Annotated in this window: 14 protein-coding genes; 6 read left to right on the plus strand and 8 right to left on the minus strand. The window is 40.1% G+C overall.

Features of this window, described 5'->3' with window-relative positions; all coding sequences use genetic code 11:
• Window positions 1-135: 135 nt before the first annotated feature.
• Window positions 136-834: a pirin family protein gene (locus tag JUI58_RS19335; RefSeq protein WP_204105445.1), complete on the minus strand. Its 699-nt coding sequence runs from the start codon at window positions 832-834 to the stop codon at window positions 136-138.
• 130 nt (window positions 835-964) lie between these two features.
• Here JUI58_RS19335 and JUI58_RS19340 point away from each other — a divergent pair, with 130 nt between their 5' ends.
• Genes JUI58_RS19340 through JUI58_RS19350 form a run of 3 tightly spaced genes read left to right on the plus strand, consistent with a single transcriptional unit; the run spans window position 965 to window position 2,715 of the window.
• Window positions 965-1,300: a helix-turn-helix domain-containing protein gene (locus tag JUI58_RS19340; RefSeq protein ID WP_204105446.1), complete on the plus strand. Its 336-nt coding sequence runs from the start codon at window positions 965-967 to the stop codon at window positions 1,298-1,300.
• Window positions 1,301-1,305: 5 nt separating this feature from the next.
• Window positions 1,306-1,656, plus strand: a complete 351-nt coding sequence (locus JUI58_RS19345; RefSeq protein WP_204105447.1) for a DUF565 domain-containing protein — start codon at window positions 1,306-1,308, stop codon at window positions 1,654-1,656.
• A gap of 33 nt (window positions 1,657-1,689) precedes the next feature.
• A complete protein-coding gene (locus JUI58_RS19350) occupies window positions 1,690-2,715 on the plus strand; it encodes a glycerate kinase (protein WP_204105448.1) in 1,026 nt (341 codons plus the stop codon).
• Window positions 2,716-2,733: 18 nt separating this feature from the next.
• Here JUI58_RS19350 and JUI58_RS19355 read toward each other — a convergent pair whose 3' ends face one another.
• Both JUI58_RS19355 and JUI58_RS19360 read right to left on the minus strand, forming a co-directional pair.
• Window positions 2,734-5,988 (minus strand): cation:proton antiporter, encoded by a 3,255-nt coding sequence (locus JUI58_RS19355; RefSeq protein WP_204105449.1) that lies wholly within the window; start codon window positions 5,986-5,988, stop codon window positions 2,734-2,736.
• A gap of 51 nt (window positions 5,989-6,039) precedes the next feature.
• Window positions 6,040-7,077 (minus strand): aldo/keto reductase, encoded by a 1,038-nt coding sequence (locus JUI58_RS19360; RefSeq protein WP_204105450.1) that lies wholly within the window; start codon window positions 7,075-7,077, stop codon window positions 6,040-6,042.
• Between the two features lie 113 nt (window positions 7,078-7,190).
• Between JUI58_RS19360 and JUI58_RS19365 the strand changes: the two genes are divergently transcribed.
• The gene (locus JUI58_RS19365) at window positions 7,191-7,868 is read left to right on the plus strand and encodes a TIGR04283 family arsenosugar biosynthesis glycosyltransferase (protein WP_348539926.1); all 678 of its coding nucleotides are present in this window, start codon (window positions 7,191-7,193) and stop codon (window positions 7,866-7,868) included.
• 35 nt (window positions 7,869-7,903) lie between these two features.
• Here JUI58_RS19365 and JUI58_RS19370 read toward each other — a convergent pair whose 3' ends face one another.
• Both JUI58_RS19370 and JUI58_RS19375 read right to left on the minus strand, forming a co-directional pair.
• Window positions 7,904-8,953 (minus strand): SAM-dependent methyltransferase, encoded by a 1,050-nt coding sequence (locus JUI58_RS19370; RefSeq protein WP_204105451.1) that lies wholly within the window; start codon window positions 8,951-8,953, stop codon window positions 7,904-7,906.
• The gene (locus JUI58_RS19375; RefSeq protein WP_204105452.1) at window positions 8,937-9,173 is read right to left on the minus strand and encodes an N-6 DNA methylase; all 237 of its coding nucleotides are present in this window, start codon (window positions 9,171-9,173) and stop codon (window positions 8,937-8,939) included. Before JUI58_RS19375 ends, JUI58_RS19370 begins: the two co-directional genes overlap by 17 nt.
• 161 nt (window positions 9,174-9,334) lie before the next feature.
• Between JUI58_RS19375 and JUI58_RS19380 the strand changes: the two genes are divergently transcribed.
• Window positions 9,335-10,030 carry a hypothetical protein gene (locus JUI58_RS19380; protein ID WP_204105453.1) on the plus strand — a complete coding sequence of 232 codons (696 nt, stop codon included), beginning with the start codon at window positions 9,335-9,337 and terminating at the stop codon, window positions 10,028-10,030.
• A gap of 123 nt (window positions 10,031-10,153) precedes the next feature.
• On the opposite strand, the gene JUI58_RS19385 is transcribed toward JUI58_RS19380, so the two are convergent.
• Genes JUI58_RS19385 through JUI58_RS19395 form a run of 3 tightly spaced genes read right to left on the minus strand, consistent with a single transcriptional unit; the run spans window position 10,154 to window position 12,265 of the window.
• Window positions 10,154-10,681: a PD40 domain-containing protein gene (locus JUI58_RS19385; protein ID WP_204105454.1), complete on the minus strand. Its 528-nt coding sequence runs from the start codon at window positions 10,679-10,681 to the stop codon at window positions 10,154-10,156.
• 5 nt (window positions 10,682-10,686) lie between these two features.
• Window positions 10,687-11,250 (minus strand): PD40 domain-containing protein, encoded by a 564-nt coding sequence (locus JUI58_RS19390; RefSeq protein ID WP_204105455.1) that lies wholly within the window; start codon window positions 11,248-11,250, stop codon window positions 10,687-10,689.
• Window positions 11,201-12,265 carry a Ycf66 family protein gene (locus JUI58_RS19395; protein ID WP_204105456.1) on the minus strand — a complete coding sequence of 355 codons (1,065 nt, stop codon included), beginning with the start codon at window positions 12,263-12,265 and terminating at the stop codon, window positions 11,201-11,203. Before JUI58_RS19395 ends, JUI58_RS19390 begins: the two co-directional genes overlap by 50 nt.
• Window positions 12,266-12,490: 225 nt before the next feature.
• Between JUI58_RS19395 and JUI58_RS19400 the strand changes: the two genes are divergently transcribed.
• On the plus strand, window positions 12,491-13,087 hold the full coding sequence (locus tag JUI58_RS19400; protein WP_204105457.1) for a hypothetical protein: 597 nt from the start codon (window positions 12,491-12,493) through the stop codon (window positions 13,085-13,087).
• Window positions 13,088-13,098: the final 11 nt, after the last annotated feature.

Here is a 13,098-nt window from a genome sequence, read left to right on the forward strand (position 1 = left end):
CTCCCGCAAATGCGATCGTAACTTTATTAATATTGAGGATTTGGAGAATTGGTTGAGATAGAGGTGCAGAAGTAGAGAGTCAGATAAAGGAAAATGAAAATAGAAAGGTTTCATTCTCCGTTTATCTACTCAAAATTAAGCTAGATCGAAGAGCAAAATTTCGGCATCTTCTTTGGCTTCGATATCCAGATCTGTTTCTTCGCTAACTGCCGCCCCATCGCTGGTTTTTAGAGCTATTCCATTTAAGGTAATCTCTCCTCGGGCGACTTGTATCCAAGCGTAGCGATCGCGATCGAGGGCATAAGAAAGGCGATCGCCAGTTTTTAAAACCCCTGCATATAATCCCATATCCTGATGCACCGTAACAGCCCCATTTTTACCTCCTTTTGCTGCAACTAAATGTAGTTTTCCGGGGTCTTTTTCGACATGAAAGCTCTTCTGTTCGTAACTGGGTTGAATTCCCATTTCATCGGGTATAATCCAAATTTGATAGAGATGGACAGAATCGTTTTTAGAGTGATTATATTCACTGTGCAAAATCCCCGTCCCCGCGCTCATTCTCTGCACTTCTCCAGGCTGAATAATCGACCCATTGCCGATATTATCCTTGTGTTCTAATGCACCATCTAAAACATAGGTAATAATCTCCATATCGCGATGCCCATGCGTTCCAAATCCGGCTCCTGAACCGATACGATCTTCATTGATGACTCGCAAACTTCTAAATTGTATATGTTCTGGATTTTGATAGCTGGCAAAAGAGAATGTATGATAGGTATCTAACCAACCATGATTGGCATGGCCTCTCTCGTTCGCTTTACGAATTGTAATCATAATTAATATCCTCCAAATTTGTTAAAGACAAAGCGCAACAGTTTGTTTTTCGTCTATATAAACTTTATACTAGGTACAGTGCTTTTGAAAAGTATGCACTTTAAAGTAAGGTAGTACCCAAAAAGATACTATGGCACAACCAACCAGTCAGAAAAAGGTCAATTGTCCCGTTGAAATCACGTTAAAGGCGATCGGCGGGCGCTGGAAAGTCTTGATTTTGCGAGAATTATTTATCGGGGTTCAGCGTTTTGGTCAATTGCAACGGGCTTTAGTAGGAGTTACCCAAAAAATGCTCACTCAACAATTGCGGGAAATGGAAGCTGATGGCATCATATATCGAAAAGTCTACGCGCAAGTTCCTCCCAAGGTCGAATATTCTCTCACTTCCTTGGGTCAAAGTTTAAAACCTGTAATTGATGCCATGCACGAATGGGGCGTGAAACAAACAGTTATTAATTATCAATAATTAAAATGCAAAATACTCGTTTGAATAGTATTACGAATGCGCTAGGCGATCGCATTTTGCAACTGATCGGCAACCCTTGGCGGCGCATTTCCATTATTCTCCTTGCTTTATTTGTCGGCTTTTTTGCCTCTAGTGCCATTACTAGCACGACGGGACAACTTTCCATTTTAGATGTTTCCGCCGCCGCGATCTGTACTTTAACGATCGAACTGATTAACCGTTTTGTCTATACTCGAGAACGAATGGCGCGATCGCGGACAACAACAAGACTAACCTTTTTTTGGGATGCCCTTAATGCCTTTAAAATTGGTATTGCCTTTGGTTTTATTCTCGAAGCCTTCAAACTCAATTCCTGAGATCCGGGAGAGGAGAAAAATTATTATTCCTTCATGGATAAATTAATAACTGTGGAAGCCTACAAAAATATTATTGCTGAAGAATTAGCCAATGCTAGTTACAATCAAGCATTTGGGTTGGATCAACAAAGCGATCGCCAGCAAATAGAAGCGCGATCGCAGTTATTCCATACTGTTGCCCCCAATGTCTTACAACTCTGTCAAGACATGGGTTTAACGGATAAAGAAGAAACCATTCTGCGGACTCTCTGGAACCTGTGGCTACCCCTTTCTCTCGAACTCGTTGGCGAACGTCAAAAACTAAATAGACCCGTTGTTCAGGGCATTTTGGGGGGACAGGGAACAGGAAAGACAACTCTGGCAGAAGTCGTGGGTCTAATTTTGGAGGAACTGGACTATACTAGCGTTACATTTTCCCTTGACGATCTCTACAAATCCTACATCGAACGCCAGCAATTACAACGCTACGATCCGCGTTTGGTTTGGCGAGGTCCCCCCGGAACTCATGATGTGGAAATTGGGTTAGACCTATTAGATAAATTGCGTCAAACCAAGCGACGTAAGCCAGTTATCGTTCCTCGTTTTGATAAATCTGCTTGCCAAGGTGCCGGAGATAAAGCCCAGCCAGAAGTAATTAATCCTGTTGATATTATTATTTTTGAAGGTTGGTTTGTGGGGGTGCGTCCCGTTCCCGATAATTGTATTTTTGAAAATGCCCCAGATCCGATCAATACTCCTGAAGATATTCAATTTGCTAAAGATATGAACGATCGCCTCTTCGACTATGTGGCATTGTGGCATCGTTTGGATCGCTTAATGATATTATTCCCCGAAGACTATCGCCTCAGCAAACAGTGGCGTACAGAGGCAGAACAGAAGATGAAAGCAACAGGAAGAGGAGGCATGAAAGATGAAGAAATCGAGCAGTTTGTGGAATATTTTTGGAAGGCATTACACCCAGAATTGTTTATTACTCCTTTAATTCACAATCCTATTTTAACCGATTTAGTTGTGGAAATTAAACGCGATCGCACCATTCGTAAAATTTATCGACCATAGGGTTTGGAGACCAAACCCCTACGATCCATTCCAAATCAAACGCAACCAAAAAGGCATTAAAAAAGTGGTCAAAATAACCATTAAAACTATAGCTGCTTCTAAAGATTCTGGTAATACTCCAATAGCCGAACCCACTCCAACAAAAACTAATCCAACTTCTCCTCGGGGGATCATGCTAATGCCGATCGCTAAACGATTTAATTTTGATTCTTGCCAAACTGTAAACCCAGCAATAATTTTACCCAAAATAGCAACTAAAATTAAAAATCCTGCCATTAATAAGCGGCGATCGTTATCGAGATAATTGGGCAATAAAACTAAAAAGTTGGCTTTGGCACCAATGGTTACAAAAAAGACAGGAATGAGTAGATCGGCGATTGGAGCAATTTGTTTTTGTAAGGTTTGTCCTTGATTGGTTTCTTTAAATACTAATCCTGCTGTAAATGCACCGAGAATGGGTTCTAATTCTAAAACTTGAGCAATATAAGCCAACAGGAGTGCAAAAGTCAGTGTAGGAACGATTAATTGACCTCCAGCGCTGAGGCGATCGGCAAGGCTAATGAAAAGATTATTAAATAAACGACCTAAGAAAATTGCACTAACTAAAAAAGCCAATGCACCCAGACTAAGAGAGATTAAATGTCCAATTTCAAGATACCCTGTCTTTGTTAAGCTAGTAACTACAGCTAAAATAATAATTGCTAAAATATCATCTAAAACTGCTGCCCCTAAAATAATTTTTCCTTCTGGAGAATTGAGTGCATTTTCAGCATTGGGATTATCCTTAATTTTTAATTCTGATAATACTCGCGAGGTAATTCCAATACTGGTTGCTGTTAACGCAGCCCCGGCAAATAATGCAGGAGTTAGAGCAACTTCAAATAAATACATGAGTCCCAATGTTCCTGCGGTAAAAGGTAAAATGACTCCCACAAAAGCAACCGTTAAAGACTTCAGCCCAACTTTTAACAATTCATGCAAATTAGATTGTAAACCAATTTCAAAAAGCAGAATAATTGCGCCAAAATTTGCTAGAATGGAAACAACTTGACTTTGCCCTTGAAAGACAGTTTCTGCCATTGCTGAATTCATGGGAGTTGTTGCAGCCAGAAAAGTCATGATTTCCGAAAAGGAATAACCGACTCCAATTTCAGGAAAAACGAGTAAATGGAGTCCGCTTCCTCCCACAATAACACCACCGATAAGTTCTCCCAATACCGCAGGAAATCCCAGCCATTTTGATAGTTCTCCCCCAATTTTAGCAATTAAATAAATTACAATTAAACTTAGTAAAATTCCCGCTAAAATCAAGGAATTTTCTGGTTGAGGAATTGTTGACAGTGGAATAAAGCGATCGGAAATATCCGTCAGAGTAGACCATGTTAAAATTAAGGTTGCTCCTAAAGCTAAGAATATTGCCGAAATTATTCCCCATGCGGCTGTTTTTAAGGCTTTTTTGCGTTGTTCTCGGGCTAATCCTTTTTCGAGTAGGGCTAGTTTTTGATCTGTCCATTCTAGATTAAATACTTCTTGATAAAGAGAATTAGTCACCAGAAAGCGATCGCCATCTCGTAATATCAGCCCGAGATCGATTAATGGAATTACTTTTTCTGGGTTTTCAAGGGTAGAACTCTCTAAAATTTTACGATATGTCTGTAAGTTTTCCAGGGCATTTTCCGAGTCAGATAATAGGCGATCGCGCAATTGTCTTAAAGGTTGGGCTATTTCTTCATCACTGCTGTTTTCCCAACCTTCGATCAGTTGCGATCGCACGATTTCATTAATATTTTCAACAACATCACCCTGCCTTAATGAGTCGGGGTGAAGAAGAACAAATTTACAGAGGTTTTGCGTTAAATTTGGTTGTCCATTAGTCCAAGATAAAATTGCTTTTAAAACAATAAGAGGATTGTTGATTTTGCCCACTAAACTTTGTGCGATCGCAATGGATTCTTGTTTGGATGCTTCCAAAGCATTTTGGACTTCTTGACGTTCTAAAATCTGACTTGCAGTTAAAAATTGGTAATCGCGATCGCTTAAACTGCGATCGCTAGTCCATGTGAGAGCATCTTGCAAACTTTGCCCTCTTAAAAGATGCGTCGTTTCCTGACAATTAGAGGCTACCCATTCTTCTAATTGTTTACCATAAGGACATAATTGAGCTAAAGTTTGGGTTGTCCAATCAAGATTAAAAATAGCAGCATAGATGCGATTATAAACTTGTAATTTTCCCTCCCGTTCCACCACTAAACCCGATAAGCGCAAATCTAGTTTTTCAGGAGTGCGATCGCTCGTAATTTCTCTCCCTTGTAAAATTTGCCAATAAAGAGAAATTAATGTTCTATTTCGCTTGGGATTGCTGAGAAGACGACGGCAAATTGTATTAAAATGTTCTTGCTCATCTTGAGTTTGCCAGCCCTCGATGAGATGAGTATAAATGACTAGATCGATCCATTCAATTTGTTGTTCTTTGCTAAATTCCCAACAAATATTTCCTGCATGAGTTTGTAATAATTGACAGAGTTTTTGAGTTAAAAAAGGCTGTCCTCCTGTCCAATCAAGAATAGTTTTGAGGGCAAAATGTGGATAGCGAATAATGCCGACTAAACCACTAACCAAAGATTTTGCTCCTTCCCATTCAAAACCCTTTAATTCAATGCCATAACCGATGTTAAATGGCGTTCTATATTGGTCTTCAATCAAATCGGTAGGTTTAGCAACTCCCAACAAACAAAATGTTAAACGATTGTATTCGGGATTATCGGCTCTTTTATTGTAACAGGCACGAATAAATGCAAAAAAATCATCTTTAAAATCTAGTCCTAAAACATTGTCAATTTCATCAATAAAAATAACAATTTTTTCAGGAATTTGAGGAAGCAAAACCGTTTCTAAAAATCTATCTAAGCGTTGTAAAGGAGGAATAATATCTCGTTTGTGCCACCATTCCTCAGCATCAATTTCCAACTCAAACCATCCTAGCAAACAACTAACAATGCCCCCATACCATTCTTTTGAAGTTACATTTTGAGTACCAATTAAAGTTAAATCGATATCTGCACAAAGAATATTATCCTCTTGTAAATGTTGCATTGTGCGAACGCGCAAACTCGATTTTCCCATCTGTCGAGAGTTCAAAACATAGCAAAAGTTTCCTGCTTTGAGTCTTTCGTAAAGTTGACTATCTGCTTGACGCAGTACGTAAGTTTTGGCATCACTGGGAAGAGTTCCCCCCACTTGGTATTTATAGTTAGAATTTGCGCTCTTTTTCATTGTTCATTAATAATTTGTAATTAATAATTTGTAATTGATAATTGATAATTTTTAAGGTGTTGGGTTAGGATAACGAGCCTGAATTTCGTCAATTTCTGTTAAAACTTCTTGACTCAATTCAATGTTTAGGCTATCGATATTTTCCTGTAATTGTGCTATTGTTGTTGCACCGATAATGGTACTGGTGACAAACCAACGCGATCGCACGAAAGCTAAAGCCATTTGTGTTGGACTTAGATCGTATTTTTTGGCAATTTCAATATAACTTGTTACAGCTTCAATCTTATTTGTTTTTTGATAGCGATCGTCAAATTTGGGAAACAAACCGACCCGAGAATTAGCTGGAATTTCCTCTAAATATTTCCCAGTTAAATGACCAAAAGCTAAGGGACTATAAGCCAATAAACTAATATTATTCTCGTAACAGGCTTCAGAAAGATGAATTTCAAAAACCCGGTTAAGTAAACTATATGAATTTTGAATAGAGATAACTTTGGGTAATCCCAATTGTTTAGCTAAATGAGAAAATTCGCAAACTCCCCAAGGTGTTTCATTACTCAAACCCAGATAGCGCATTTTTCCTGCTTTAATTAAATCGGCAAATACTTCTAATTGTTCTTGAATAGGAACGGTTTCTCCTCTACTAGCAATATCATAATTAGCCCGTCCAAAAAGCGAAACATAGCGATCGGGCCAGTGAATTTGATAGAGGTCGATATAATCGGTTTTTAAACGCTTTAAACTTGCCTCGATCGCCTGTTCTATATTCTTACGGTTGAGATGATTTTTCCCTTCTCGAATCCATGATAATTGTGGGGCATAACCGGCAACTTTTGTCGCGATAATAAGGCGATCGCGCTGCTGTTTGACTAACCATTCTCCAATATATTCCTCAGTTTTTCCCTGAGTTTTGGGGTTCATGGGAGTCGAGTAAGTTTCTGCGGTATCGATAAAGTTGATCCCTCGTTCCACAGCATAATCAAGTTGTTGATGCGCTTGTGGTCTTGTATTTTGCTGACCGTAGGTCATTGTTCCCAAACAAATTTCTGAGACTCTTAAATCGCTGTCACCGAGAGTATTGTACTTCATCTTAGTTGTGGGTTGCTGGTCATCGGGTTATTATAGCATTTAGCCAGTGAATAGAGTATAACCGTAACGAGACATAATACTCTATACAATTCTTTATTACCCATTAACCGATAGTGATTTCTATTATTATTCCCGTTTTGAATGAAGCGAAAACAATTCAAGCAACGTTACTTGCTCTCGAAAAAAATCCTTCTCTAGAAATTATTGTTGTTGATGGAGGGAGTAAAGATAATACCCTGAAATTGGCTCAAGAATGTGGTGCAATAACAATTTCTTCTCCTCAAACAGGAAGAGCAAAACAAATGAATACTGGTGCTGCGATCGCCTCGGGGGAAATTTTACTGTTTCTTCATGCTGATACTCATTTGCCTCGAGGATATGCCAAAATGGTGCAAGATACCCTAGGGCGATCGCAGGCTATTGCGGGGGCTTTTGAGTTGAAAATTGCAGGAGAAATGAGAGCTTTGCGTTGGGTAGAAAAGATGGTAAATTTGCGATCGCATTACTGTTCTCTTCCTTATGGAGATCAATCTTTATTTTTAAAAGCTACAACCTTTCAAGACTTGGGAGGATTTCCTGATATTCCTTTAATGGAAGATTTTGAATTTGTGCGTCAATTGAGAAAAGTAGGACGCATCTGTATTGTCCCTCATCCAGTTTTAACTTCCAGTCGTCGCTGGCAGAAATTAGGTGTTTTGAAGACAACAGCGATCAATCAAGTTATTATTTTAGGATATTTTATCGGGGTTTCTCCTGATCGTTTGGCTCGATGGTATCGCGCTTTTCAATAAACAATTATTTTGGCAACCATTAATTAAAAATTTAGTTATAAAATATCATAATCACCTAGCTTTTTCAAATTAATCCTCATTAATATGTCAACATTAACAACGCGCTTGGCATCAAAAAAGATTAACGATTTGAGAAACTCTTGACATTCTTCTGAATTCAAACAGTTAACCCAATATTCTGCTGGTGATCGCGAATCAAAAGAGATAAAGTAACAAGTATCATCAAGCATTGTTGGCTTACGATCGCTAGGATGAACAAGGGAAAAATTAAGATTTTTGTATAAACTTGAAATTGCTACTTTCCATTGAGAAAAACTATATTGACCTATCCCAAAGATCGAAAAACGCGGTTTATTCTTATAAATTGAACTTTTACGATTATCAAGAATTGTAGAATAATTGGATAAATAATCCCATGTTTTAGGAGCATGAATTTTAATTTCTTTCGTGTTATCTTGTAAGGATTTCTGCGTTATTATCACATACTTTTTTGCAATCGATCGCCCATTACCAATATCTGATGATTTTAAGAGTGGATAAAGATAAGTTTCTTCAATTTCAACAGTTTCTCCAAAACCATTACTTAATTTCCCTTCTTTTAATGAAAGTTCCATCACTTTTGCTGCATCATGTTTAATTCCAGAACGCCATTTATAACAAGAATAACCATCAAGATACTTGTATTTTGCATAGTTAGTTAAATTGGCGATCGCTTCTCCTTCTCGTAAACCAAATTCATAGAGAATATTCTTGCGATCGCTCAATGAAGAATAAACTATAGCAGATTGTTTACAGGATTTTGCTGATAAATCTACTACCAATAAACAAGCATCAACCGTAGCTTGAAAATGTTTTTTAGCATCAATCAAATATAATTGAGCGCGACCTATATTTAAGTTTTGTTTCCAGAAGTGAAACAGAGACTTTCTGGCTGTAGAAGTTTTACACAGTACAGTCAAATAGCATTGAGAATTGATGACTGATTCTAATAGATGGATAATTATCCATTCAGCAATATCAAAATTAGCTTTCCCTGTTTTAGCAGCTAAACCATTGTTACCTTGAAAGTTAGATTTTGGAGGCAAATTTCTGAGTAGAATATTGAAAATATTCTTGCTTAAGTTCAAAGCCAAAATACTTGGGGCGATCTTGCCAATATTCGTAAGCTGACTGCAAAAAATTACCAAGACCACAAGTAGGCTCTATAATAATATCAGGCTGTATTCGATATTCTTGAAGAAGTTTTACAATCTCTTGAGTTAAGACAGAAGGAGTTTGAAAATCCCCAAATTCTTTCTTTTTCACGTTAAAGCACCTTCTCGATTCCCGATATTATATTTGCTTGTTGTATGACCCAAATATTATATAATCAAAGTAAAACCTAATTCTCTTCGGAAAAGACTGAAATTGCTGTTTAATATAAGGAGAAGACTAATAAACCAAAAATTTCAACCCCAATTATTGTCATGGAAGAGAATAAAGTTTTTCGTTTGATTTGGCGCTTCAATGCCATTATAATTATGGGTGCGGGACTATTGGCGATCGCCGTCCTGGCATTTTCTGCAATCAGTATTCTAGGAAGTGTCACGAGGGAACGTCAAGTTAGTAATGTTGTTAATCTTAATCAAGAGAGTAAAATTGAAGAAGACTTGCGCTTTGGAGAAGTTAGAGAAATAACTGCAACCCCTTATTTAATGCTTCCGCTTTCTTCTCACCAATCTTACGATCGCCCTTCCTATCAGAAAACAACGGACTCAACTCGAAATTTTCTCTTTTTTAATAGCGAAACGGGGAAAAGACACTGGTTACTCGAGAGTAATGAGTATTTAATTATTAGCGATAATACAATTGCAGAACCTACGCTAGAAAGTCAACCCAACCCCGTTCTCGCGATTTTATATTCTATCGTTAAAGAAGATACGGACGAGAATAAAACCCTGAATAATAATGATTCATTCTCTATTGCTCTCAGCAAACCCGATGGTTTAGAATATCGGGAAATATTGACAGAGATCGAAAGAATATTGGGATACAAAGTTATCGATCGCGAAACTCTGGTTCTTTTTTATCAAAAAGAGAACAAGGCTTATTTTACCAATGTTTCTTTCAATGACTTTAGTTTTTCTCAACCCGAAGAATTACCCACTGTGGGCAAAAATTAGTGTGGAATTAAAAGATATTATTAGGACTTACGCAGCCAAGGAGCGAGACGCTCCCACTCCCGTATTCTATTATTGTTATAGTAGTGCGGGCATCTTGCCCGCTAATGGGTAAATCCTAATTATTTAGTCGATCGCCTTGCCAAAACGGTCGTAAATCAAAATGTCCCATTGTCCGTTACGATTGGCTTCAAAGGCGATCACAGCACCATCAGAACTAATATTGGGACGGCGCACTTCTGCTTGTAAACTCTTCGTTAAATTAAGATTTAATCCTGTTTCGCGATCGTGGAGATAAATATCAGAAACACCTAATTGACTGGAAGTAAAAGCAATATAACGACCATCTTCAGAGATAGACGGATCTGAGGCGATCGCATTTAAAGAATTTAAGCCTGGCAACTCTACCAATTGACGGCGATCGGCATCAAATAAATAGACATCTTGAGAACCATTGCGATCGGACACAAAAACAATATTAGCATCAGAAATATGAGGCATCAGTTCCACCGTGGGACTATTTAAACCCCGGCCTCCCGTATCGTAAGGAAACTGCAACAGTCGCGGATATCCCCCGCAACTCCCGGCCAAAATAGTCGAGAAAATAACTAAAACTCTCAAATATTGTTTCAGCAATTTAATAAAGACCCCCATTGCCACTAAAATAACGGTGTGCCATCGATAACATCCAACTCAATATCGGGTCCGCGATCTAACACTTCAATATCCCATTGACCCCGACGAGACGTTTCAAAGACAACATAACGACCATCTGGACTAATTTTAGGATTGCGAATCCAATTTCGGTAGGAAGTCGTCAAAATATCCGCTTTGGCGATCGCGCGATCGTAAAAAGCGATCGCCGGACGACCGCGATCGCTGACCAAATAAACCAAATAACGCCCAGTTCTGCTGAGACTGGGACTTTCCGCAATTTGGTTCTTCCGAGTTAAGCCAGGTAAATCCAAAAAGCGTTTTTGTTGCAAGCTATAAACAGCAATTTGCGAAATTCCATTTCTATTGGTGACTAAAGCCAACAATTTGCCATCACCGCTTAGAGCAGGTTCTTGGTCGTTATAGCGACTGTTGAGGGAAACCGAACCCAGTTGGGGAGTCGAGTCTCCGCAGCCACTCAGCAGACCGATCGCCAGAAATAAGCCGAAAAAACCTCGCTTAGTAATCAAAGCGATCGCCTTTTTTGCGATCTTCTTCCCAGTCTTCATCATTATCGCTATCGTTGCGATCTTCATAGCGATCGCTTGCATCAGAACCCTCGAAATCATCAAAATCAGCGCGTTCCTCGTCAGAACCTTCAAAATCATCAAAATCTTCGTTTCTGTCGTCTCTCGCCTCGCTATAGTCCACATAATCAACATAGGGAGCAGGTTCTTCATCCTCATAGAGGGGACGAGAAGAACTGCCGCGAGTAGGAGTAGGAGAGGAAGGACGAGAAGGACTCGGCCGCGATCGCTTTGGGGTTTCGGGGTTGCGATCGCTAACGGGAGGACGGCGAGAAGGACGTTCTCGGGAGGGGCGATCGTCGTAGTTAGCAGGAGGTTCCCGATCCCTTCCCGGTTCTTCCCAGTCATCTTCCCATTCATCATAGTTATCCGAGTAGCGATCGGTATCGGGATAGACTTCATTCTTGGCGGGACGAGAAGAAGGGCGATCGCGGTATCTTTCCCTAGAAGAAGATGGGGAAGATGGGGGGGGTGGGGGAGATGGCCGAGAACTGCGACTGCTACGACTGCTGCGGGGAGGTTCGCGATCATCTATTCCCCTGCTACGGCTGCGTCGGGACTCTTCTTCATACTCAGAACGACCCTCGGGACTACCCCTTAATTGACGGCGGTTGACTCGCGCTTCCCACTCGGGTTCGAGTTCCTCATAACCCGGCTCCCTATACGCCTTATAAGAGCGACTGACGGGGCGATCGTCATCCACGATCGGGGTCCCGCGCTTGGCTTGTTCTGTGGCTAAACCGCGCAAACGCACGGTTTCAAAGGCAAAAAATGCGGTAGATGCAGCGAGTAAAAACTGACTGAATTGTAAAATGGGGTCGAGTCGCCAGCCATTAAATAAAAGAATTACGCCGCAAGCGAGTCCTACGGCAGAAAAGAATATATCGTAATCTCGCGACAATTCCGGACGTACAGAGCGCAGAAAGTATAATCCTGCTCCCGATACGGCCAAGAAAAGGCCGAGAATACTGGCTGAGTTCCACCCGAAATTGACCATTTTCGCTTTCCTCGATCGCGTTTTTTAGAGCATCTCCTCTATCGATTTTAGTCCGATTTCTGGCAATTGTTGAATCGATTTGCGATCGCCTCGACATTTTTTCCTAAAAGTGGCGTTCTCAAAGAGTGCTACAAATTAACTAGGACTTACGCATTAGGGTTTGGAGACTAAACTAAGGGTTTGGAGACTAAACTAAGGGTTTGGAGACCAAACCCCTACAGGCAAATGTTAAAAGAATTTCAGGATAGAACCACGGGGTTAAATATTCACGTTCATCTTACCTCGCCTTCTCCTTACCTCCTCGAACATCAGTCGCAATTACTCCCTGGTTTTCCCAGTCTGCTTGAGACTGTGGCGATCGTGCTATTTCAGGCTCGGGTAGAATTGGTGGCGGAAAGTGGGGCGATCGCCCGAGAAAAAGAGCGATTATTAGGGCAATTCCTATTATTAGGGCGTACTGTTCGAGAATTGAGCAATTTTCCCACGGAAATTATTTGTCCGCGATCGGGGTTTCCCCTTTATTCTCAACCAGGGGAACAGCATTTTGATATTGTCGCGATCGCCCATGACTCTTTAAAGATTCAATTTCAGCCAACGGGCGATCGCTGTAAGGTTTTGAGCTATTTAGATTGGCAAACCGCCGTTTATCCTTGTCTTTTCATTGCTTCGGCTTCTCCCTCTCAAGTTGAAGCCACATTAAACATTTCCATACGAAATCGAAATGTTGAGTGCATATCGGAAATGGGCATAAGCAATACGCCCCTACCCCAACATCAATTTTTTACCCCTACAAAACCTCCCAATTCTATCGTTTTACCGTAGGGGTGCAATGC

The sequence above is a fragment of the Spirulina sp. CCY15215 genome (assembly GCF_016888125.1).
Taxonomy (GTDB): domain Bacteria; phylum Cyanobacteriota; class Cyanobacteriia; order Cyanobacteriales; family Spirulinaceae; genus CCY15215.